The 22,365-nt window shown below is 61.2% G+C and carries 21 protein-coding genes and 1 pseudogene; 11 read left to right on the forward strand and 11 right to left on the reverse strand.

The features are described from left to right. Positions 1–115: 115 nt before the first annotated feature. Positions 116–1,297: an NO-inducible flavohemoprotein gene (hmpA, locus tag GH769_RS20000; RefSeq protein ID WP_032902543.1), complete on the reverse strand. Its 1,182-nt coding sequence runs from the start codon at positions 1,295–1,297 to the stop codon at positions 116–118. Positions 1,298–1,444: 147 nt separating this feature from the next. On the opposite strand from hmpA, the gene norR reads away from it, so the two are divergent. Then, a complete protein-coding gene (norR, locus tag GH769_RS20005; RefSeq protein WP_032902541.1) occupies positions 1,445–2,992 on the forward strand; it encodes a nitric oxide reductase transcriptional regulator NorR in 1,548 nt (515 codons plus the stop codon). A 156-nt stretch (positions 2,993–3,148) separates the two neighbouring features. Here norR and GH769_RS20010 read toward each other — a convergent pair whose 3' ends face one another. Continuing rightward, entirely contained in the window at positions 3,149–4,051 is a 903-nt protein-coding gene (locus GH769_RS20010; RefSeq protein ID WP_020302018.1) for a DMT family transporter, read from the reverse strand. Between the two features lie 136 nt (positions 4,052–4,187). Here GH769_RS20010 and GH769_RS20015 point away from each other — a divergent pair, with 136 nt between their 5' ends. Then, positions 4,188–5,063: a helix-turn-helix domain-containing protein gene (locus GH769_RS20015; protein ID WP_020302019.1), complete on the forward strand. Its 876-nt coding sequence runs from the start codon at positions 4,188–4,190 to the stop codon at positions 5,061–5,063. Here GH769_RS20015 and GH769_RS20020 read toward each other — a convergent pair. From GH769_RS20020 to GH769_RS20050, 7 genes and pseudogenes are all read right to left on the reverse strand, one after another. Continuing rightward, positions 5,060–7,555 carry a LuxR C-terminal-related transcriptional regulator gene (locus GH769_RS20020; protein WP_153649879.1) on the reverse strand — a complete coding sequence of 832 codons (2,496 nt, stop codon included), beginning with the start codon at positions 7,553–7,555 and terminating at the stop codon, positions 5,060–5,062. The genes GH769_RS20015 and GH769_RS20020 overlap by 4 nt on opposite strands. 230 nt (positions 7,556–7,785) lie before the next feature. After that, complete coding sequence (locus tag GH769_RS20025) at positions 7,786–9,144, reverse strand: DUF1329 domain-containing protein (protein ID WP_032902537.1); 1,359 nt, start codon at positions 9,142–9,144, stop codon at positions 7,786–7,788. Between the two features lie 27 nt (positions 9,145–9,171). Beyond that, positions 9,172–10,962 (reverse strand): DUF1302 domain-containing protein, encoded by a 1,791-nt coding sequence (locus GH769_RS20030; RefSeq protein WP_014719872.1) that lies wholly within the window; start codon positions 10,960–10,962, stop codon positions 9,172–9,174. A gap of 481 nt (positions 10,963–11,443) precedes the next feature. Continuing rightward, positions 11,444–12,355, reverse strand: a complete 912-nt coding sequence (locus GH769_RS20035) for an SDR family oxidoreductase (RefSeq protein ID WP_020302023.1) — start codon at positions 12,353–12,355, stop codon at positions 11,444–11,446. Between the two features lie 117 nt (positions 12,356–12,472). Beyond that, positions 12,473–13,375 (reverse strand): annotated as a pseudogene (locus tag GH769_RS20040) (alpha/beta fold hydrolase). Further along, positions 13,375–14,157, reverse strand: a complete 783-nt coding sequence (locus GH769_RS20045; RefSeq protein WP_020302024.1) for a class II aldolase/adducin family protein — start codon at positions 14,155–14,157, stop codon at positions 13,375–13,377. Before GH769_RS20045 ends, GH769_RS20040 begins: the two are co-directional and overlap by 1 nt. A gap of 175 nt (positions 14,158–14,332) precedes the next feature. Further along, the gene (locus tag GH769_RS20050) at positions 14,333–14,788 is read right to left on the reverse strand and encodes a flavodoxin (RefSeq protein ID WP_014719876.1); all 456 of its coding nucleotides are present in this window, start codon (positions 14,786–14,788) and stop codon (positions 14,333–14,335) included. A gap of 129 nt (positions 14,789–14,917) precedes the next feature. On the opposite strand from GH769_RS20050, the gene GH769_RS20055 reads away from it, so the two are divergent. Then, entirely contained in the window at positions 14,918–15,385 is a 468-nt protein-coding gene (locus GH769_RS20055; protein WP_020302025.1) for a PAS domain-containing protein, read from the forward strand. 58 nt (positions 15,386–15,443) lie between these two features. After that, positions 15,444–16,049, forward strand: coding sequence for a hypothetical protein (locus GH769_RS20060; protein ID WP_020302026.1), 606 nt, complete (start codon positions 15,444–15,446; stop codon positions 16,047–16,049). Here GH769_RS20060 and GH769_RS20065 read toward each other — a convergent pair. After that, positions 16,040–17,002: a MerR family transcriptional regulator gene (locus tag GH769_RS20065; protein WP_032902534.1), complete on the reverse strand. Its 963-nt coding sequence runs from the start codon at positions 17,000–17,002 to the stop codon at positions 16,040–16,042. The genes GH769_RS20060 and GH769_RS20065 overlap by 10 nt on opposite strands. A gap of 213 nt (positions 17,003–17,215) precedes the next feature. Here GH769_RS20065 and GH769_RS20070 point away from each other — a divergent pair, with 213 nt between their 5' ends. Genes GH769_RS20070 through GH769_RS20095 form a run of 6 tightly spaced genes read left to right on the forward strand, consistent with a single transcriptional unit; the run spans position 17,216 to position 20,139 of the window. Further along, complete coding sequence (locus GH769_RS20070; protein ID WP_014719880.1) at positions 17,216–17,773, forward strand: antibiotic biosynthesis monooxygenase; 558 nt, start codon at positions 17,216–17,218, stop codon at positions 17,771–17,773. Between the two features lie 57 nt (positions 17,774–17,830). Continuing rightward, entirely contained in the window at positions 17,831–18,541 is a 711-nt protein-coding gene (gene folM / locus GH769_RS20075) for a dihydromonapterin reductase (RefSeq protein ID WP_032902532.1), read from the forward strand. A gap of 20 nt (positions 18,542–18,561) precedes the next feature. Beyond that, complete coding sequence (folE, locus tag GH769_RS20080; RefSeq protein ID WP_003194072.1) at positions 18,562–19,122, forward strand: GTP cyclohydrolase I FolE; 561 nt, start codon at positions 18,562–18,564, stop codon at positions 19,120–19,122. 2 nt (positions 19,123–19,124) lie between these two features. Further along, on the forward strand, positions 19,125–19,496 hold the full coding sequence (gene folX, locus GH769_RS20085; protein WP_003194073.1) for a dihydroneopterin triphosphate 2'-epimerase: 372 nt from the start codon (positions 19,125–19,127) through the stop codon (positions 19,494–19,496). A 15-nt stretch (positions 19,497–19,511) separates the two neighbouring features. After that, complete coding sequence (locus GH769_RS20090; RefSeq protein ID WP_014719882.1) at positions 19,512–19,808, forward strand: DUF1244 domain-containing protein; 297 nt, start codon at positions 19,512–19,514, stop codon at positions 19,806–19,808. Next, a complete protein-coding gene (locus GH769_RS20095; RefSeq protein WP_014719883.1) occupies positions 19,801–20,139 on the forward strand; it encodes a HopJ type III effector protein in 339 nt (112 codons plus the stop codon). The genes GH769_RS20090 and GH769_RS20095 overlap by 8 nt, the downstream gene beginning before the upstream one ends. A gap of 170 nt (positions 20,140–20,309) precedes the next feature. Here the strand turns inward: GH769_RS20095 and trxB are convergent, their stop codons facing one another. Then, a complete protein-coding gene (gene trxB / locus GH769_RS20100; RefSeq protein ID WP_003194076.1) occupies positions 20,310–21,272 on the reverse strand; it encodes a thioredoxin-disulfide reductase in 963 nt (320 codons plus the stop codon). Positions 21,273–21,565: 293 nt separating this feature from the next. Between trxB and cysZ the strand changes: the two genes are divergently transcribed. Then, positions 21,566–22,330, forward strand: coding sequence for a sulfate transporter CysZ (gene cysZ / locus GH769_RS20105; protein WP_014719884.1), 765 nt, complete (start codon positions 21,566–21,568; stop codon positions 22,328–22,330). The last annotated feature ends 35 nt before the right edge of the window (positions 22,331–22,365 follow it).

The raw sequence follows: 22,365 nt of genomic DNA on the forward strand, positions 1-22,365 counted from the left end.
TGTAATGATTGTGCGGACGCCATCGCGGGCAAGCCCGGCTCCCACATAGGAATGCAATCCTCTGTGGGAGCCGGGCTTGCCCGCGATGATGCCGATACGGTCAATTGGCCAAATTCTATTCCAACGCCGCCGCCGGGCCAAAGAACTCATAGCGCGCCTGCTTCTCCGGCACACCCAGCGCCTTGAGATGCCGCTTGATCGCCGCCATGAAGCCCTTGGGGCCCAAGAAGTAGGCATCAATATCACGCTGCTCAGGCAACCAGGCCGCCAGTTGCTCCTGATTGAGCATCCCGACCTTGTCTGCCGCCGGGCTGATGCCGTCATCCTCGGCGTAGCAGTAGAAACGCTTGAGCTGCGGATGCTTGGCCGCCAGGGTGTCCACCCAGTCACGGAATGCATGCACCCCGCCGTTACGGGCGCAATGGATGAAGTGCACCGGGCGTTCGGTTGCCAGGGCGGCTTCGAGCATCGGCAGTGTGGGCGTAATGCCTACCCCGCCGCTGATCAACACCAGCGGTTTATCACTGGCGGCCAGGGTGAACTCACCCGACGGCGGGAACAGGTCAATGGTCGCGCCGACGTGCATCTGGTCGTGCAGGTAATTGGAGACCCGCCCGCCCACTTCGCGCTTGACGCTGATGCGGTACAGCCCGGTGTCGGTGAGGGCCGACAGGGAATAGTTGCGGCGCACTTCTTCGCCATCGAGCACCAGTTTCAGACCGATGTACTGGCCGGGGGCTGCGACCAGGATCGGGCCGTTGTCCACCGGGGCGAAGTAGAAGGAGATGATCTCGTCGCTCTCCTCCACGCGCTTGACCAGCAGGAACGCCCGCGCACCCCGCCAGCCGCCGGGCGCCTGGGCTTTTTCGTCGTAGATGGCCGCTTCGGCGCCGATCAGAATGTCCGCCAACTGGCCGTAGGCCGCGCCCCAGGCACTCATGACCTCGGGGGTGGCAATCTCGCTGCCCAGCACTTCGGAAATAGCCCGCAGCAGGCAGGCCCCAACGATGGGGTAATGCTCCGGCAGAATCTGCAAGGCCACGTGCTTGTTGATGATCTTGGCCACCAGGTCGCCCAGTTGGTCCAACTGGTCGATATGCCGCGCGTACATCAGCACGCCATTGGCCAGGGCGCGAGGCTGGTCACCACTGGCTTGGTGGGCCTGGTTGAACAGCGGACGGACTTCGGGATACTCGGACAGCATCATGCGGTAAAAATGGGTGATCAGTGCTTCACCGCCGCTTTCCAGCAGGGGCACAGTGGATTTAACGATGGCACGGTCTTGGGCACTCAGCATGGGAGACTCCTCGGTCTTTTTACTCATTACCCTTAGGTAGTCAGTATTCGTGCCAACTAATAAACCCATGTTTTTCAAGAGCTTAAACATTATGTAGTCAGTATGACCTCCTACGCTTTATAGTCATATCGACTACAAGGAGTCATTATGACTGCAAAACCGCTGCTCACCGCCCTGCTGCCGCTGGTCGCCGATCTGTCCCGGGAACTGCCCGAAGGCGAGCGCTACCGCCGCCTGCTGCAAACCATGCGCGCCCTGTTGCCCTGCGATGCCGCCGCGCTGCTGCGGCTGGATGGCGAGTGGCTGGTGCCGCTGGCGGTGGATGGCTTGAGCCCTGACACATTGGGCCGACGTTTCAAGATCAGCGAACACCCGCGCTTTGAAATACTGCTGAGTAGCCCCGGCCCTACCCGCTTCGACAGCGACAGCCAATTGCCCGACCCCTATGACGGCCTGGTCGCCGGTTTACACGGCCACCTCGAAGTCCACGACTGCATGGGCTGCCCGCTGTTTATCGACGACCAGCCGTGGGGCCTGCTGACCCTTGACGCTCTCGACAACGAGCGCTTTGAACGGGTCGAACTGGACGCGCTGCAGGCCTTCGCCAGCCTGGCCGCGGCCACGGTCAATGTGGCTGAACGCATTGAGCGCCTGGCGCTGCGGGCCGAAGACGAGCACCAGCGCGCCGAAATCTATCGCCAGGCCAGCGGCCAGCAGCACAAGGAAATGATCGGCCAGAGCAAGGCGCATAAACGGCTGGTCGAGGAAATCAAGCTGGTAGGCGGCAGCGACCTGACCGTGCTGATCACCGGCGAAACCGGGGTCGGCAAGGAGCTGGTGGCCCAGGCGATCCATGCCGCGTCATCGCGTGCCGACAAGCCCATGATCAGCCTCAATTGCGCCGCACTGCCGGAAACCCTGGTAGAAAGCGAGCTGTTCGGCCATGTACGCGGCGCTTTCACCGGAGCGCTGAATGAGCGCCGAGGCAAGTTTGAACTGGCCAACGGCGGCACGTTGTTCCTGGACGAAGTCGGTGAACTGTCATTGAGCGTACAGGCCAAGCTGCTGCGCGTGCTGCAAAGCGGCCAGTTGCAGCGCCTGGGTTCGGACAAGGAACACCAGGTGGACGTGCGCCTGATTGCCGCCACCAACCGCGACCTTGCCGAAGAAGTGCGCAATGGCCGCTACCGTGCCGATTTTTACCACCGCCTGAGCGTGTACCCGCTGCAAGTGCCGGCACTGCGTGAACGCGGGCGTGATGTGCTGCTGTTGGCTGGCTTCTTCCTTGAACAGAACCGTTCGCGCATGGGCCTGGGCAGCCTGCGCCTGACCGGCGATGCCCAGGCGGCGTTGCTGGCCTACAACTGGCCCGGCAATGTGCGCGAGCTGGAGCACTTGATCGGCCGCAGCGCGTTGAAAGCCCTGGGCAACTGCCGCGAGCGCCCGAAAATTCTCAGCCTGAGCGCCCTGGACCTGGACTTGCCCGACGTGAGTACGGCGGTGGCCGAACAAGCACCGGCCCAAGCCTTGCCCATGGTCAGCGGCGACCTGCGCCAGGCCACCGAGCACTACCAGCGCCAACTCATCAGCGCCTGCCTGGAACGCCATCAGCGCAACTGGGCCAGCGCCGCCCGCGAACTGGGCCTGGACCGCGCCAACCTGGGGCGCATGGCCAAGCGGCTAGGCCTCAAATAAAGCAGGCACCTCAGTCCAATGTGGGAGCTGGCTTGCCTGCGAAAGCGGTGGGTCAGTTAAAGATACATTGACTGGCACACCGCCTTCGCGGGCAAGCCCGCTCCCTCAGGGGATTCGTGGCAGGTGCTGCTTCTATCGGCAAGCCGGCTCCCACATTCAGGCTTGGCTAGCCTTGAGGCCCGCCAAGATGGACCGGGGTTTACGAAACACCAGCACATTCCCCAGCATCACCAGCACCAGCCCCATCAACGCCGGCGCCGTCCACTGGTAGCCCTCGGCCACGGCCGACACATTCAGCGCCACCACCGGAAACAGCACCGTGCAATACGCCGCCTTCTCCGGGCCCATGCGGCCCACCAGGGTGAGGTAAGCGGTAAAACCAATCACCGAACCCGGGATCACCAGGTACCACAGCGCACCGATATACCGCGCACTCCAGTCCATCTCGAAGGGAATGCCACGCACCGCGCAATAGGTCGCCAGCATCGCCGCCCCATAGGCCATGCCCCAGGCATTGGTGGTCAACGGCTTGAGCCCAGCCTTCTGTTGCAGGCTGGACAACAGGTTGCCCGCCGAGAAGCACAGGGTGCCCAGCAGGGCCAAGCCCAGGCCCAACAGGGTTTGCGGGCTAGCGGTATGCCCAACCAGCTCCGGCCAGAATAAAAAGCCCAGCCCCAGCAACCCAAGCGCCCCGCCCATCAACACGTTACGCGCCACCCGCTGGCCGAAAAACACCCGGGCATTGAGCGCGTTCCACAAGGTCGCCGTGGAGAACACCACGGCCACCAGGCCACTGGGGATCCACTGGCTGGCAGTGAGAAAGCACATGAAGTTGACGCAGAACAGGCACAGCCCTTGGGCCAGGCAGATCAGGTGCCCGCGCCGGTTCATCACCTGCAACTTGCGGCTGAGCAGCAACAGCGCAAACAGCACCAGCGCCGCCAGGCCGAAGCGATAGACAATCGACACGGGAATCGCCACCACGCCCAGCTGCCACTTGAGCGCAATCCAGGTGGTGCCCCAAATCAGCACCGTGAGTAAATACAGGAAGAGGTTCATAGCAGGCTCCGTCGTTTGAGCCACAGTGTTGCCTTCAACCACCCTGAGGTTCTTGCACATTCTTGCGCTTTTGTCGGGCGATGGGCTCACAGCGCCCGCCGCCGGGAGTAGGATGCAAGACGTCGGAGAACACACCATGCCAGAGCTGGAATCGCTGCACGTCTTTCAATCCCTCAACCGCTCGCCTCACGCACGCTTGGAAGCCTGCGCCGAGCTCGGTGACGGTTTGTCTGCGGCCGTGTGGAGCAACCACCACGATGCCCAGGACTACCAGGCGCCCAGCCATCACACCTTGTCCTGTTATATCGGCGGCGGCACGGGCACCTTTCGCCGTGACCGGCCAGGCACCAAGGGCGGCCCCGACAAATTGTGCATACTGCCGGCCGAGCACCAGTCGGCGTGGGTGATCAATGGCGAGATACGCCTGGCCCATGTGTATTTCAGCCCGGAGCAATTTGCCCTCGGCTGCGTCACCTTGCTGGACCGCGAGCCGCGGGAGTTGCAGTTGCGTGAGACGACCTTCCTTGAGGACGCCCGTCAGGCCCGACGCTTTCACCAGTTGATTAGCCTCAACTGGCTCGAACCCGGCGAGCGCCTGCTGACCAGCAGCCTGGCCCATGAACTGCTCAGCCACACCCTGCTCAACCAGGTCGGCGTGCGCGACGGCCTGCGCCTCAAAGGCGGGTTGGCGGCGCACCAACGGCGGCGTTTGGTGGAGTACATCGACCACCATGTTGAAGATCCCATCAGCCTCGGCCAGTTGGCGTCGATGTGCGCGCTGTCGGAATACCATTTCGCCCGGATGTTCCGTCAGAGCTTCGGCGTGCCGCCCCATCAATACCTGCTGGCACGCCGCCTGGCACGCGCGCAAACTTTGCTGCGCAACAGCTCGTTGCCCTTGGGTGAGGTCGCCTTGAGGTGCGGTTTTTCCAGCGCCAGCCATTTCAACCAACGCTTTCGCCAAGCCATGGGCGCCACCCCGGGTGAATATCGCCAGGCACTGCGCGCCTAGGCCATCAAGCCCAGCGTCTTGGCCTTGGCCACCGCCTGAGTGCGGCGCTCCACCCCGAGTTTGCTGTGGATGCGCCGTGCATGGGTCTTGACGGTGTGCAAGGAGATATACAGGCGGTCGGCGATTTCCAGATTGGAGTTGCCCAGGGCGATCAACTGCAACACTTCGAGTTCGCGCTGGCTCAGAGGGTTTTGCGTCGCACCGGCAGGCGTGACCTGAGGCTCCAGGCCCAGCTCACTCAATAGCCCGGGTGCACGCAAGCGCAGTTCGCGAATCGCCTGCTGTACCTGGCAACGAGCCGCCAGCGCCAGCCCGGCCTGCAATGCACGACGGGCCAACGCCGGGTCATCGAGTTGCCAGGTCACCTCACCCAACACCAGGTGCAGTTCGGTTTCCAGACACAGCATGCCGCGCTGCCGGGAGGTTTCGAGCAAGGCATTGAGCCGTGCGATAGGTTGCTCGGCACAGCCCAGCCTGACCTCGGCCAGCACCAGCAAATACTCCAGACGCGGGATCAGTTCCAGGGTCGCCGGCGGTGCCTGCTTGGCACTGGGCCCACGGAAATGGCGCAACACCCGGCGCACCGCTTGTACCGTCAATTCAGCCCGGCCCTGTTGTAGCCACAGGTGTCCGCTGACCAACAACAACACCGCGCGATACACCGTCTCCGGGACATGGCGCTGCTGCATCAGGCGCTCGGCGTCGCGCAATTGAATGAACGCCTGGGCGTAGTCGCCACGGTTGGCCGCCAGCAGCGCCAGGCCGAGATAGCCATATAGCACGCGCTTGTCCTGGCTTTGCAGGCACATGCTCAAGCCGGTCTCGAAACACTCGGCGGCCAGGGTGTCTTGGCCCTGACGCAAGGCCAGATGCCCACATCGCAGGACAATACGCCCCACCAACGGCCCGGCGGTGAGCCGTTGCCCGGCCAACATCGCTTGCACCGTTTCCAACAGGCTTTGTGCCCGGTACGGCGCGCCACGCTGTTCCAACAACTGGGCGTGATCCAACTCCAGCAGGGCCTCCAATACCAGCGAACCGTGGGCCCGGGCCAGGCATAGCGCTTCACGGTTCAAGCGTTGGGCGGCCTCCAACTCACCGCGCAGCAAGGCTTGCTGGGTCAGGCCCGACAGGCACATCAGCCGTGATGTCCAGGCGCTGTCAGGCAGCGCTTGCAGGGCTTCGAGAAAGTGCTCACGGGAGCGCTCGGCATCACCGCTCAAATGCAGCAACCACCCCCACTGCGCCTGCCAACGCGCCAGCAGGTAGCGCTGCGCGGCGGCCGTCGGTTGCGGGGCGAACCGGGCCAGTTGGTCGATGCACAAGGCGGCCTGTTCGAAGCGCCCGGCAAACAACAACGCGGCCGTAAGCAGCCCCACCAACTGCGCCGAACCCAACATCAACTCATCGCCATGCTGTTCATGCAGGCGCAACAGCAGCAGGGCATTTTGCTGGCGAAACAGATCCTCAAAACTGAAATACTGCAACAGGCTCACCGCCACTTCGTATTCCTGCGCCAGCAACGCCTGCTCGAACGCGGCCTGCCAGTCACCCTCGGCGCTGAACCATTGGCACGCGCGTCGGTGCCAGGAGCGTTTGGCCGGCCAGGGCTCATCGCGCAGCAGTCGCGCCAACGGTGGGAAAACGTGGAGCCAGTCGCTGGTGTCTTCCCAGGGCTGGATAAACGCACCCAGTGCCTGCAATTCGCGCAAATGCTCAGCGCCGTCACCACCACCGAACAAGTACTCACACAGGTTCAGGTTGAAACGCGGCAGATGGGCCAACACCCGCCAGGCCTCAGCCAATGGCGCCGACAAGGTGTTGAACAGCTCATGCTGCAGGTAATCGAGCAGGGTTTTGTCGGGGTGGCCGTCGCCCAACAAGGCGATACGCACACCGGCGCACCAACCGGCGCTGAACTGCATCAGGCTGTCGACGGTATGCCCCGGGGCGAGCAGTTGCTCGACTTCCTCGGCGCTGAAAAACAACTCGCTGCACTCCAGCAACTCATCGTCGAGCAACAGGCGTGGCCAATTGCACAACGGGCGCCGTCGCGCGCCCAGCCACCAGGTCAACTGCGGGCTGCCAGCGGCGAGCAAACGGTCCAGCAGCGCATCCAGCTCAGGCGCAGGTGAGCGACAGAAATCATCCAGAAACAACCACGTGGTGTGTGACCAACGGCCCAAGTCGAGCAATAACGTGGCTTCATCCACAAACGGCAAGCCAAGCTGCTGCGCCAGCCGTGCGCAGAATTCCAAGGGGCTGAGCGCGGCACCGTTGAGTGGCATCCACACCACCCGGCACCCCTTCGGCGCCTGCAACGCACACTCGGCGAGCAACGCGCTCTTGCCACTGCCACCCGGCGCGCACAGCAACCTTACCCGCGCCTGCGCCGTCAGCAGCGGCACAGTCAGCCGCGCACGCAACACATGGTGGGCGGACAGCCGTGGCATAAATCCAGAACGGTCCAGGCAGCGGGTCATGGCGGTCATTGCTGCATCCTGCTGTTTTTATTGTTGCGTCACCCTAGACCTGTGGTTGGCGGTTGTTGAAGAAGTATTCAGCGGGTTGATTGAAGACCATAAAAACCAAGGTATACGTCCTTCAGTGTGGGAGCTGGCTTGCCTGCGATGGCGGTGCAACAGCAATCGATGAGCGGCCTGGCCCACCGCTATCGCAGGCAAGCCAGCTCCCACATTTTCAACCTCATTTCAGTGTGGAATCAGCGAACGCCCGCCGACCTCAGTGCGGCCGGGGTGTAGTCCGCCGCCTTGGCTGCGAAACCGAACACGAAGCTGCTCTTCTCCTCGTTCTTCATGCCCAGCGCGATGTAGCGTCCGGCAATCAGGTCGTACAGGGTTTCCACGGTGTAGGCCGGCACCTGGTGGTCGTAGTAGAACTGCGAATGGCCTTCGGCAACGCGCCATAGTTGGCCGCGACCGTCGTAATGGTCTACCAGCGCAACCTGCCAGCTGTCTTCATCGATATACATATGGCGCTTGGCGTAGATGTGCCGCTCGCTCGGTTTGACGGTGCCGACCACTTCCCACACGCGGTGCAGTTCATAACGGGTCAGGTCCTGGTTGATATGCCCGGCCCTGATGATGTCGTCGTACTTGAGGCTTGGCGAATCGAGCTTGTAGCTGTTGTAGGGAATGTACATCTCCTTCTTGCCCACCAGTTTCCAGTCATAACGGTCGGGCGCGCCGGAGAACATGTCGAAGTTGTCGGTGGTGCGCAGGCCGTCGGAGGCGGTGCCTGGGCCGTCGTAGGACACCTGCGGCGCGCGCCGCACCCGGCGCTGGCCGGCGTTGTAGATCCAGGCCAGGCGCGGTTCCTTCACCTGGTCGAGGGTTTCATGCACCAGCAGTACGTTGCCCGCCAGCCGCGCCGGGGCGGTGACCGATTGCTTGAAATAGCTGAGCACGTTGGCGGCCTTGGCCGGGTCGATATCCGGGATGGCTTGCGGCACCGCCACTTCTTCTTCGAAACGGATCGGCGTGTAGCTGCCATTGGTCTGTGGCGTGGCCTGGGTGATGATGCGCCGCAGGTTGCCGCCGTGGTAACGGGTGATGTGATTCCACAGCACCTCCACGCCATTCTTCGGGATAGGGAACGCGTAGTAACGGTTGCCGGTAAAATTCTCCAGGCCGTTGCCATCGTTGATCGCCTTCACATTCACGGCGCTGCGCTTGATCGACTCGTAAATGTCCGCCGGCAAGTTGACCGTGCGGTGGCTGGTGTACACCGGAATCTTGTAGGTCTCGGGGTAGCGCTTGAACATCGCCACCTGGCCGTCGGAGAGCTTGTCCTTGTACTTGTCCACCGTGGCAGCGGTGATCACGAACAGTGGTTTTTCACTGGCGAAGGGGTCGGCGAGAAACCCCTTGCTGTCCACCGCGCCTGCATTCTTGGGGATGCCGCCGGTCCAGGCCGGAATCGAGCCATCGGCGTTGCCGGCTTTTTCCGCGCCGACCGGGGTCAGGGAAGTGCCGAGCTTGGCGGCTTCTTCGGGCGATACCGCCGCCATTACGTTGGCGGCCAATACGCTCAGGGCCAACATTGCAATCATCTTACGCATAGGGTCTTGTCCTTCTTTTAAGCCAGATCAGAAGTTCACGCCGAAGCTGAGGGCGAGGAAGTCGCGGTCGGTCAGGGTGTTGTAGTCACCGCCAAAAAAGTCGGTGTAGCTCAGGCTTGCGGTGTAGGTGCTGCGATAGTCCGCATCCACGCCGACGCTGATGGCCTTGGCGCCTTTGTTGAACAGGCCGTTGGGGCCGTAGCCCGCCACGTCGTGGGACCAGGACAGGTTGGGCTTGAGGTTCACACCGGCAATGGCGTTGTTGTAGTCAAGGATCGCCCGCGCTCGGTAGCCCCACGAGGTGGAGGTGACAAAACCGTCTGTGTCACCTTGAAAACCGTAGGCGCCGTACACCGAGTCTCGGCCGTAACGCAGTTTGGTTTTGTCTTCCAGGCCGGCGACGTGCACCACCGCCGCTTCGCCCACCAGGGTCAGGCGCTCGGCGCCCAGTACCTGGTCGAAGAACTGGGTCATGGTGCTCTGGATCTGGGTGATTTCCTTGCGGCGGTAGCCTTTGTTGTCATCGCCGAAATTGCTGCGGATGGGTGAGGCGAGCTGGCCCGCAATGGGGTTGACCAGGGCCAGGGTCAGGTCGGTGGTGTTGAGCTGCACCGGCGCATTGGGCCGATAGCTGATTTCGCCGGTCCACGCCGTGCCCGTGGGCAAGGTGGTGGAGAAACTGGCGCCGAACAGGCGGATGTCTTCCGGGTAATCCAGGTAGTACTGGCCGCGGCCAAGCATGGTGCTTTGCGCCAAACCGCCCCCGGAACCGGGTGCCAGGGCGTTGGCGGTGTTGATGATGCGCCCGATGGTGGCCAGGTTGGTATTGGCGGTCAGGGTGCCGACGGTCGGTGTACGGCTGTGGTAGTTCATGAAGTAAAGGCCGTATTCAGTGTCATCACCCAGCCAGCGCAGGGCCGCGCCGAACTGGCCGGAGTCACGCGCATCGCGGTCACCGGCACGCCGCACGATCACGCCTTCATTGGTCACGCCAAACCCTTGACCAAAGGCAGCGGCCACCGGTTGCAGCGGTCGGATCGCCGGGCTGCCCACGGTGTAGTTATTGGTGCAGCCGTCCGCCGCCACGTCCCCACCGAAGAAGGTGCCGCAGTTGTCGAGCACCGTCTGGTCCCATTCCAGTTGGTAGAAACCTTCCACTGTCAGTTGATTGGTCAGGCTCTGGGAGGCAAACAGCATGTTCACCGGGATCAAGCCTTCCTTGATCTCGGCACCGGGCCTGCGAAACGCCGACACGTCGATCGGGTTGATGCTGTTGATGGAGTTACCGATGAAGGTACTTTCGCCCCAACTGACCACCTGCTTGCCGGCGCGCACGGTGCCGGGCAGGTCGCCCAGGGAGTAGTTGTGGTAGACGAAGGCATCGAGGATCTGCGCACCGCTGGACTTGGCGCCTTCCTTGCGGTTGTGATCGCTGATGGGCTTGAACTCGCGGTCTTCGTCCTTGAGCTCGAAGTCGTACCAATACTTGCCACGCACAAATACCCCGGTGTCGCCGTACTTCAACTCAAGGTCGTGCAGCCCCTTGAAGATCTTGGAGAAGGTCTCGCCCTTCTTGAAGTTGAGGCGCCCGTCATCCCCGGTGGACGCCTGGCCCGTCCCGCCATTGACCGTGCCGACCAGGCTTTTATCGGCATCGCGCATGCCCCAACTGGCGCCGACCGACAGCGAGGAGTCGAATTGCCCTTCGATCTCGCCGATGTTGAACGAAACAGCCTGCGCCTGGGCACAGCAGCCCAGCGCAACCGCAGTGGCCAGCGCCTGTGGCGTGAAGATGGCGCGCATTATTGTTTTTGTCATGCGTCTTCCCCGGTGAGTGACAGAAGGCCCCACCCTACTGCCGCCCTTGAGGAGCGATAAGCGCACCAAGGAGGTATTCGTGTTGTCGCTCGAAAGGATGACGGGGTTCTCTGGCCGGGCGTTGGCTTGGTGACATGCATGCGATGGATGAAGGGTTATCAGAAGGATCGATGGCGCCCTGTAATTATTGCCGATCTGGTAATAGTCCTTGTCCTGATTCGCTATTACTCATTTTGTTACAACCGACTATTCTTGCCTGGCTTTCAGGGCAAACAGCCCGCTCCCGCATTGGGGAGAAAAGCTGATTTATAACGGATTGATCCCGTAATCAGTCTGTTCCCGGTGTTCACTGACGTTGATTTGTCGCTCCTTGATCCAACGTCTTACTTCGGCCGCTGCCTATGCAGCGGCCTTTTTTATGCCTGCAATAAAACGGGGCGTCATCGACGCCCCGTGGGATTCATTGATTTACCGGCAATGATCAGAGGCTGAACTTCTGCAAGTTGGCCATCATTTCCTTCAGTGCCTCGATATTGTCCTTGGGGTGCGCAGCCCCTTCGAAATCGCAGATCTGCTGCCAGTGCGCGGCCACATCCTGCGGCGAAAAACCGGCCTCGGGATCAAAACCCACACCCAGGCTGCGCTCCCAACGGGTCTTGCCGATCCAGCCGCCACCCACTTCAAACAAGCCTGCGGTTTCCTCACAGGCGTCACTGCCCAGGTACACCACCAGCGGGCTGACCAGTTCCGGCTTGAGGCGCTCGAACACCTGCGGCGGGATCAGCCCTTCGGTCATGCGTGTGCCACCGGTGGGGGCAATCGCGTTGACCAGAATGTTGTTCTTGCGCCCTTCCAGCGCCAAGGTGCGGGTCAAGCCATACAGGCCCAACTTGGCCATGCCGTAGTTGGACTGGCCGAAGTTGCCGTAAATGCCTGACGTCGACGCCGTGAAGATCACCCGGCCATAACCCTGCTCGCGCAAATGCGGCCAGGCGGCGCGGGTGACTTTGTAGGCGCCTTCGACATGCACCCGGTAAACCAGGTCCCAGTCGTTGTCGTCCATTTTGTGAAAGGTCTTGTCGCGCAGGATGCCGGCGTTGTTGACCACCACGTCGACCCGGCCGAAAACATCCAGGGCGTTCTGTACGATCTTGTCGCCGTCGGTGACGGAGTCATGGTTGGCTTCGGCAATGCCGCCCGCCGCGCGGATCTGCGCCACCACCCGGTCGGCCGCCGAGGCGTTGGCGCCCTCGCCTTGGGTTGAGCCACCGAGGTCGTTGACCAGCACTTTGGCCCCGTGCCTGGCGAACAGCAGCGCATGGGCCTGACCCAAGCCACCACCGGCGCCGGTGACGATCACGACCTTATCCTGGAACTGCACTGACTCACTCATACCGAACTCCGCTGGCGACAATGGGATAGGCAGAGTGTCACGCACGCAGCCTTTGGTCACAATAAAGACGGCCGGGGCTGAATGGTGCTTGATAAGGCAGCGGGATGATGCGCGGAATCAGGAATAGGCCGCGCGGGGTGAAGGCTGGCTGATGCGCTCACGAAACGCCTGGTAATGCTTGAGCACCTGGACCGGCGCCTCGATCTGCGGGTAGTGGCCGATATTGGCCAGCCTTATCGTGTCGGGCGCGGGCACCAGTTGGCGATAGCGCTCGACCATATGAGCCCCGGAAATCGGGTCTACTTCGCCGTCGATCACCCGCAGCGGCACTTCACCTCGCTGCATGGCCGTGAGCCAGCGCTCGCGCAGACGACGGCGCTGGGGGATGTAGGCGATGAGTTTGTGCAGGATACGCGGGCCGTCGTTGCAACTGATCAAACTCCAGAAATCATCCAGCACGCTTTCACTGGGCCGCGTCTGGGGGCCGAAGATCTGGTTGAAACTGCTGGCCAAGGCATTGCGCCCAAAGGCCCGACCGATCATCCAGCCCAACGGGCTGAGCAGCAGCTTTTGCACCAGCGCCGGCCGATGGGTTTCCGGAAACAGCCCGCCGTTGAGAAATACACAACTCGCCATCGGAAACCGGCCCTCGTAATGCCGAGCCAATAATTCCTGGGCGACACTGTCGCCGTAGTCATGAGCCAACACATGCACCGGCTGCTCTACGCGCAGGTGCTCAAGCAGCGCCTGTTGCAGATCGGCCTGTTCCAACAGGCAATAGTCGTGGTCCAAGGGTTTGGCCGAGTCGCCAAAGCCGAGCATGTCGCAGGCAATCACCAGATTGCGCTGGGCCAGGGGTTGCCACAGGTAGTGCCAGTCCCAACTGGCCGTGGGGAAACCATGAATCAGCAGCAACGGCTAGCCCTGCCCGGCCATCCAATACCGCACGGTGTGGCCACGAAAGACGAAGTCCTGGCCGCGCTTGCGCCAGGCTCTGAGCGGTATCTCGGCGAGTGGCATCAGCTTTTATACCCGGGGTCCTGGTGGTCCAATTTGCGTAGCAGCGCCGGCCAGGCCAGCGCACCACCCATACCTTGGGCGCTTTTTGTGACAGCTGCCACCATCGCCTTGGCACCGGCGAGAATCTGCGGCTCGATGGCGATCAACTCGGTGCCGCCGCTCTGGGCCAGCACCTGGATCTCGCAGGCGCGCTGGAAGGTGAACATCATCAGGAAGGTATCGGCGATGGTGCCGGCGCAGGTCAGCAGGCCGTGGTTATGCAGCATCAGGAAATTGTTCTGGCCCAAATCCGCTTGCAGGCGGGCCTTTTCCTCGTGATTGAGCGCCACGCCCTCATAGGCGTGATAGCCCAGGCTGGACAGTACAAACAGCGATTGCTGGCTGATGGGCAATACACCCTGCTTTTGCGCACACACCGCCACGCCCGCAGCAGTGTGAGTGTGCAGCACGCAGGTCACGTCGTGGCGTACTTCGTGGATGGCGCTGTGGATGGTGTAGCCCGCAGGGTTTATATCGTAGGGGCTCTCCATTTGCTTATTGCCGGCCTGGTCAACCTTGACCAGGCTCGACGCGGTGATCTCATGGAACATCAGCCCATAGGGGTTGATCAGGAAATCTTCAGTGCCCGGCACCTTGGCCGAAATATGCGTGAAGATCAGGTCATCCCAACCGTGCATGGCCACCAGGCGATAGCAGGCCGCAAGGTCCACGCGGGTTTGCCATTCGGCGGCGCTGACCTGGGCTTTGACGTTTTGTGGCGATGGAGCAGGGGCTAGGCTCATGGCAATGACCTCCTTGGCGCACTTCTTATGGTGTCTAAAGTGAGAGCCAGTCTAGTCAGACGCCGAGGCGCAAGGAGTTTCCTTGGCAGCCAGCTTGATGACTGAGCGAGTCAGTCAAGAGAATAGTACAAATACGTGTCAAACAAGCGCCGTCAATAACGGCGCTCCCTGGGGCTCAACCGCGCAGCGCGGTGATCAAATCGGCCAGCCAAGGCTCGGCGTCAGCTTCCGGGGTGACGCTTTCGCTGGCGTCCAGGCGCAGCATCGGCTGCACTTCGCGGATGCCCAGTTCGGCGAACAATTCGCGCATTTGTTCACCGCCGCCACAGAAAGTATCGCCATAGCTGGCGTCGCCCAGGCCGATGACCGCTCCCGGCAGGCCGCGCCAGGCGGCGGGCAGTTGGTCGCGGATGGTTGAGTACAGAGGCTGCAGATTGTCGGGCAACTCGCCCATGCCGGTGGTCGAGGTCACTGCCAGGAATGCATCGGGAGCAAAGGCCTGCACGTCTGCCAGCGTGGCACGTGCGTTGTGCCAGGCGTTGAAACCTGCGTCCTTGAGGATTTCTTCCGCGTGGCGAGCGACTTCTTCAGCCGTACCGTAGACCGAGCCGGAGAGGATGGCGACTTTCATCAATCTGATCCTGTGGTTGAGCGAAAGCGTGGGATATTAGCAGCCCGTGCCAATATTTCAGTGCGCACCGTGCAACATTCCAGACTTGCCATAAACTGGCAAGGTCAAAACCAGGCCATGGACCGCTCTATGATTAACGCCAAACTGTTGCAAATGGTCGTCAATGCGTCCAACGACGGAATCGTTGTTGCCGAGCGCGAAGGCAACGACAAACCGCTGATCTACGTCAACCCGGCCTTCGAACGGCTGACCGGCTATACCCTCGACGAGATCCTGTATCAGGACTGCCGCTTCCTGCAGTCGGGCGACCGCGACCAACCGGCCTTGATCGCCATCCGTGACGCGCTCGACAGCGGCGGCGCCTGCCGGGAGATCCTGCGCAACTTTCGCAAAGACGGCACGCCTTTCTGGAACGAACTGTCGCTTTCGACCGTGTACAACGAGGTCGACAAGCAAACGTATTTCGTCGGCGTGCAAAAAGACGTCACCACTCAAGTCAAAGCCCAACAGCGCGTCGCCCAGCTGGAAGCCCAGTTAGCCGAGCTCAAAAGTGAGCTCGCGGCACTCAAGGCGACGAGTGGATTTAACAAACTGTAAAAAACGCGGTCTTTAGAGCGATAATGGCTTTTTAATGCCTCAGCCTTGAGCCAGATCAATGCAACGCGACACGCTATTGACGCAGGACGAGCTGGATTTTATCCAGGACATGCAGCACAACCCGCAGCTCAACCTGCGGGATGCATGGTCGAGCCTGACGGTTAATGGCGGCGCACAGATTCGCGATCTGCTCACGCGGCTAGCGGCTCACGACCAGGTCACCATCCAGGCGCAGTTCGACAACCAGCAACTCACCTTCCCGTTGCACCTGGTGGAAGATGAGTTTCATGCCGTGCATTTGCGCCTGGGCGTACCGAGCATTTTTGAAGATGGGCCGATGATCCGCCCGTGGCGCCTGGCGCTTGAAACGCCGGTGGCGCTGGAAAACATCAAGGGCTACTCCAGCGCGCTGTGGGTGCACGAAGTGTCATTCAAAGGGGTGCTGGTAGAAGTGCGTGGCCGGGTCAAACCGCCAAAGACGTTTTCCCTGTGGTTCAGCCCTTCCGGCTACGAACGCATCGCCCTGCGCGGTACGCTGGAGCGGGAAACCGCCCGCGGCCTGTTCGCTTATCGCCTCAGCCAGAGCGATGCCGATGAGATCGAACGGTTACGCCAGTTCATCCTGCACCAGCATCGCCTGGTTCATCCTCACGTTCATGCCTGAGACTCCAGATGGCCGCTGAGCAGTTGCTGCAAGCGGCGCGGCATCAAGCGCCCGTCATTGCCCAGACAACCAATCGATGCCCCCTCCAGGCTGTGTTCTGCCAGCTCTGACGCCTCTCCAGCCAGCAGCAACGGGCAGTCGAGGGTGAAGGCCAGGCGATTGAGCCGCGACGCCAGCTCTGCGCCAGGGGCATGGTTGGAAAACAGCACCAGGGCTTGCGGCCGAGTGCGCTCACAGATCAGCGTCAACTCATCCAGTGGCTGGCCAACGCCCAGGACCTTGACCGCCAGTTTCTCGCTCGACATCAACAAGCCCGCCACCAGCAACTCCAGCTCACGGCACTCTCCGGCAATGGCTGACAGCAATACCCTGGGCGCTGGCGAGGCACAGGCCATTTGCAGGCACCGTGCGACACGCGAGCGCAGGAAATTATCGAAGAACAGCCACTCGCTGGCTTGGCCAAAGCGGCCTTGGTGACGTAACAACTGCTGCCACAGCGGGACCAGAATGTCCTGGAACACCACGGCCGTCGAATAGACGCTGAAGATCTGGCCGTACAACCGGTCGAGCTCACGATCATCAAAGGCACTGATGGCCTGCCGCAATTGCGCCTGCCATTGGCGCCACTCCAGTTCGGTATCGCTGCGTGACGCGGTAGCCGGTTCGTTGGGCTGTGGGTCGCGCGCCAAAAGCTTGCCGACTTTGCTCACCGCCACGCCACGTTCGATCCAGTCGAGGATGCGGTGCACGGTGTCGATATCGGTGCTTGAGTACAGCCTGTGCCCACTTTCGGTGCGTAAAGGCTGGATCAAACCGTAGCGACGCTCCCACGCCCGCAAGGTCACCGGGTTTACACCTGTGAGTCTTGCCACTTCACGAATCGGAAACAGCCCCTCGCAGTCAGAGTGGCTGTCGGCTGTCGTTTCGCGAAGAGGCGCAGTGATTTCGGGCATCAGCGGTCAAAAAACTTGTATGAATTTGAACACCATTTAACGCCGATTGAACTGCATGATTCAAGATCTACGGCGATCCATCCGAAGTTTCTGGCGTATTTGGGCAAATCCGGAATAATCCTTGCCTGTTCTTTTGCGTCGCTGCACCACCCCGCAGCCTCGTTCGTGCACAGCCTACCCGGCTCGGCGCACTTGCTGATTTGGAGATATACGATGTCTACCTCACCCGTCACCTTGATGGTTGCGCGCCGCGTGGCCAAAGGTCGCTACGAAGAACTGATGGCCTGGCTGCGTGAAGGCGAGCAATTGGCGACTGACTTCCCCGGTTACCTGGGTTCCGGCGTGCTGGCCCCGCCACCCCATGATGATGAGTTCCAGATCATCTTCCGCTTTGCCGATGAAAAAACCCTGCATGCCTGGGAATTCTCCGCGTCGCGCAGCGCGTGGCTGAGCCGAGGCAGCGAGCTGTTTGCCGACCCGTCGGAACACCGCGTCAGCGGTATCGATGGCTGGTTTGGCGCAGTGGGTGCCCGCCCGCCACGCTGGAAACAGGCGGTGGCCATCTGGTTGGCTTTTTTCCCGGTATCGCTGCTGTTCAACTTCGGCCTGGGCTCGCTGCTCAGCGAGTTAGACCTGTTCAGCCGCGTACTGGTCAGCACCGCTGCCCTGACCCCGTTGATGGTTTACCTCTTTATACCGCTGTCGACCCATCTGCTGGCGAACTGGCTGCACCCTTCGCCCCCTCGCAAGGTCACCGAAGCAGCCGCTTGAGTACAGGGAGGCCGGCGCGCTGGTATAGTTTGAGCCTGCCAGCGACTTGAGCCTCCCATGAATGCAACCAACGCTCCGATCCTGATCACCGGTGCCGGCCAGCGTGTCGGCCTGCATTGCGCCGAGCGCCTGTTGGATGAAGGCCAAGCCGTGATTTTCAGCTACCGCAGCGAACGCCCCGGCGTGCAGGCGCTACGTGAGCGAGGCGCCGTCGGCGTGTTTGCCGACTTCTCCAGCGAAGCCGGCGTGCTGGCTTTCATTGGCGCAGTGAAAACCCATACCCAAAGCCTGCGCGCAATCATCCACAACGCTTCAGCCTGGGTCGCCGAAACCCCGGGCGGCGAAAGCCGTGCCTTTATCGACATGTTCAGCGTGCACATGCTTGCGCCGTACCTGATCAACCTGCATTGTTCACCGTTGCTGCAACGCTCGACACCCGCCGATATCGTGCATATCAGCGATGACGTAGTGCGCAAGGGCAGCCGGCAGCACATCGCCTATTGCGCCACCAAGGCCGGACTCGACAGCCTCACGTTATCGTTTGCCGCGCAGTTTGCGCCGCTGATCAAGGTCAACAGCATCGCACCGGCGATGGTGATGTTCAACGAAGGCGATGACGCGGCCTATCGCGCCAAGGTCCTGGCCAAGTCGGCCTTGGGCATCGAGCCCGGGCCCGAGGTGATCTACCAGAGCGTGCGTTACCTGCTGGACAACCCCTATGTCACCGGTACCACCCTGACCGTCAACGGTGGGCGGCATGTCAAGTAAGCCGTTTTTGAGGATGTTGTATGACCTTATCCCTGCCCCACCACTACCGCGAGATCCTCAAGGGCCTGGGCGAAGACCCGCAGCGCGAGGGCCTGCTCGACACGCCCAAGCGTGCCGCCAAGGCCATGCAGTACCTGTGTCATGGCTATGAGCAGAACCTGGAAGAAATCGTCAACGGCGCACTGTTCGCGTCCGACAATGACGAGATGGTGATCCTCAAGGACATCGAGTTGTATTCGTTGTGCGAGCATCACCTGCTGCCCTTCATCGGCAAGGCCCATGTGGCCTATATTCCGACCGGCAAGGTGCTGGGCCTGTCAAAACTGGCGCGCATTGTCGACATGTTCGCCCGGCGCCTGCAGATCCAGGAAAACCTCACGCGGCAAATCGCCGACGCCATCCAGGACGTGACCCAGGCCGCCGGCGTGGCGGTGGTGATCGAAGCCAAGCACATGTGCATGATGATGCGCGGCGTGGAGAAACAGAATTCAACCATGAACACCTCGGTGATGCTCGGCGCCTTTCGCGAGTCGAACACCACCCGCATGGAGTTCCTGCAACTGATTGGACGGAGCAAGTAGCAATGCCACAACTTCAACCAGGCATGGCGCGTATCCGGGTCAAGGACCTGTGCCTGCGCACCTTTATCGGCATCAACGAGGACGAAATCCTCAACAAACAGGATGTGCTGATCAACCTGACCATCCTGTATGCCGCCCAGGAAGCCGTGCGTGACAACGACATCGACCACGCCCTGAACTACCGCACCATCACCAAGGCCATCATCGCTCACGTCGAAGGCAATCGCTTTGCCCTGCTGGAGCGCCTGACCCAGGAACTGCTGGACCTGGTGATGAGCAACGAATCGGTGCTGTACGCCGAAGTCGAAGTGGACAAGCCCCACGCGCTGCGCTTTGCCGAGTCGGTTTCGATCACTCTGGCCGCCAGCCGCTGATACTAAGTGAGCCCTATGAACGACCAACAACGCCTCGAACTCGAAGCCGCCGCCTTTCGCCGATTGGTGGCCCACCTGGACAGCCGCAAGGATGTGCAGAATATCGACCTGATGAACCTCGCCGGCTTCTGCCGCAACTGCCTGTCCAAGTGGTACAAGGCCGAGGCCGACGAACGCCAGATCGAGGTCAGCCTCGATGAGGCCCGTGAAGTGGTGTACGGCATGCCGTACGCCGAGTGGAAAGCCCAATACCAGCAAGAAGCCAACGCCGACCAACAGGCCGCGTTTGCCAAAGGAAAGCCTCATGACTGATTTGAACACCCTGCGCGCCAGCCTCAACAGTGGCGAACACCTCTTTGCCGACACCCTGGCGTTCGTCGCGGCCGGTTACAACTACCAGCCGCAAGCTTTCACCAACGGCGGTGTGGAAAACGCTGCCGGACAGAACGAAGGTTCGTGCAAGACCCTGGGTTTGGCGCTGCTGGAAGGGTTGAGTGATAAGGAAGCACTGCTAGCGTTTGGTGAGCATTATCGGTCGGTGGTGGCGACGCCTGAGGGCAGTGACCATGGCAATATCCGAGCGTTGATTGCCCATGGGCTGGCCGCAGTGAAGTTTGCTGAACAGCCTCTGACTCGCCGCTGATTTAATAATCAACCCCGCTCAATGTAGGAACCGGGCTTGCCCGCGAGGGCGGTGGTGACTATCACACCGCTATCGCAGGCAAGCCAGCTCCCACATTTGTTTTGCGGTGTCTCGGCTAGATCGCAGGCATAAAAAAACCGGCTTTCGCCGGTTTTTTCAATTTCACAGGTTTAGAACGAAGCGTCCTTCAAACCGTCGAGGTAACGCTCGGCATCCAGGGCCGCCATGCAACCGGCGCCGGCCGAGGTGATGGCCTGGCGGTAGACGTGGTCTGCCACGTCGCCGGCAGCGAAGATACCTTCGATGTTGGTCGCGGTCGCATTGCCTTCACGGCCACCTTGCACCACCAGGTACCCGTCTTTGGCTTCCAGCACGCCTTCGAACAGCGAGGTGTTCGGGGTGTGGCCGATGGCGATGAACACACCGTCGACTTTCAGCTCGTCGAAGCTGCCGTCGTTGTTTTTCAGACGGGCACCGGTCACACCCATGTTGTCGCCCAGGACTTCATCCAGGGTGGCGTTGAGCTTGAGGATGATCTTGCCTTCGGCGACACGGGCGTGCAGCTTGTCGATCAGGATCTTCTCGGCGCGGAAGGTCTCGCGGCGGTGAACCAGGGTCACGGTGCTGGCGATGTTGGCCAGGTACAGCGCCTCTTCCACAGCAGTGTTGCCACCGCCGACCACGGCAACCGGCTTGTTGCGGTAGAAGAAACCATCGCAAGTGGCGCAGGCCGAAACGCCCTTGCCCATGAACGCTTCTTCCGAAGGCAGGCCCAGGTAACGCGCACTGGCGCCGGTGGCGATGATCAGCGCGTCGCAGGTATACACACCGCTGTCACCGGTCAGGCTGTAAGGCTTTTTCGAGAAGTCGACCTTGTTGATATGGTCGAAGACAATCTCGGTTTCAAAGCGCTCGGCGTGCTCTTTCATCCGCTCCATCAGCACCGGGCCGGTCAAGCCGTGGACATCGCCAGGCCAGTTGTCGACTTCAGTAGTGGTGGTCAACTGACCGCCCGCCTGCATGCCGGTGATCAGCAGCGGCTTGAGATTGGCCCGGGCAGCGTAGACAGCGGCGCTGTAACCGGCAGGGCCGGAACCGAGAATAATCACTCGGGAATGACGGGTATCAGACATGACTCACTCCTACCGACCGCCCAAACCACAGGGCGGCGGGAATAAAAAAGGACCGCGAAGCACTTGGGGAAGGCTTTGACTCGCCAGGTCCTGAAAATAATGGGTGCAGCGTATCGAGGGGGGCAAGATTAAGGAAATACGCATTAACAATCCAGCTCATAGGTGTTCTCTATGTGCGCAATTAAGTTAATCGACACCTTTGTAACCGTGGATGTCGCCTACCTGCCCGCGCTTTCACAACAGGTGCAAAGCCGGTAAGGTCGGCGCGTTCGCCATTTTGCTCGGAGTATTCCATGCCCGCCCCTGCTCTTTCCGGCCCGCAATACCTGCGTGAAGGCCTCAAACTGGTGTTGAGCCCTGGCCTGCGCCTGTTCGTGTTGCTGCCGTTGGCGATCAACCTGGTGCTGTTCGTCGGGTTGATCTATTTCGCCGGCCATCAGTTCAGCCTGTGGGTCGATAGCTTGATGCCGACGCTGCCCCACTGGCTAGGCTTTTTGAATTACCTGTTGTGGCCGCTGTTTGTTGTGCTGGTGGTGCTGATGGTGTTTTTCACGTTCACCATGCTCGCCAATATCATCGCCGCGCCGTTCAACGGGTTTCTCGCCGAGAAGGTCGAGGTCGTGGTACGTGGCACCGACGACTTCCCGCCGTTCAGTTGGACCGAACTGGCCGCCATGGTCCCACGCACCCTGGCGCGGGAGATGCGCAAGCTGGGTTACTTCCTGCCACGTGCCATCGGCCTGTTTATCCTGTCGTTCATCCCGGTGGTCAACCTGATCGCGGCGCCGTTGTGGCTGCTGTTTGGCGTCTGGATGATGGCGATCCAGTACATCGACTACCCGGCCGATAACCATAAGCTGGGCTGGAACGAGATGCTCGCATGGCTGCGCCAGAAACGCTGGCAGAGCATGAGTTTTGGCGGCATTGTCTACCTGGTACTGCTGGTGCCGGTGGTCAACCTGTTGATGATGCCAGCGGCGGTGGCCGGCGCAACGTTGTTCTGGGTGCGTGAGCAAGGCGCCGAGGCGATGGCGCAGCAAGCGGTGGCCAAGTCATAAATCCATCATCGCACTGACACAATGGCGACATGGCC

Source organism: Pseudomonas sp. CFSAN084952, assembly GCF_009648855.1.
Taxonomy (GTDB): Bacteria; Pseudomonadota; Gammaproteobacteria; order Pseudomonadales; family Pseudomonadaceae; genus Aquipseudomonas; species Aquipseudomonas paracarnis.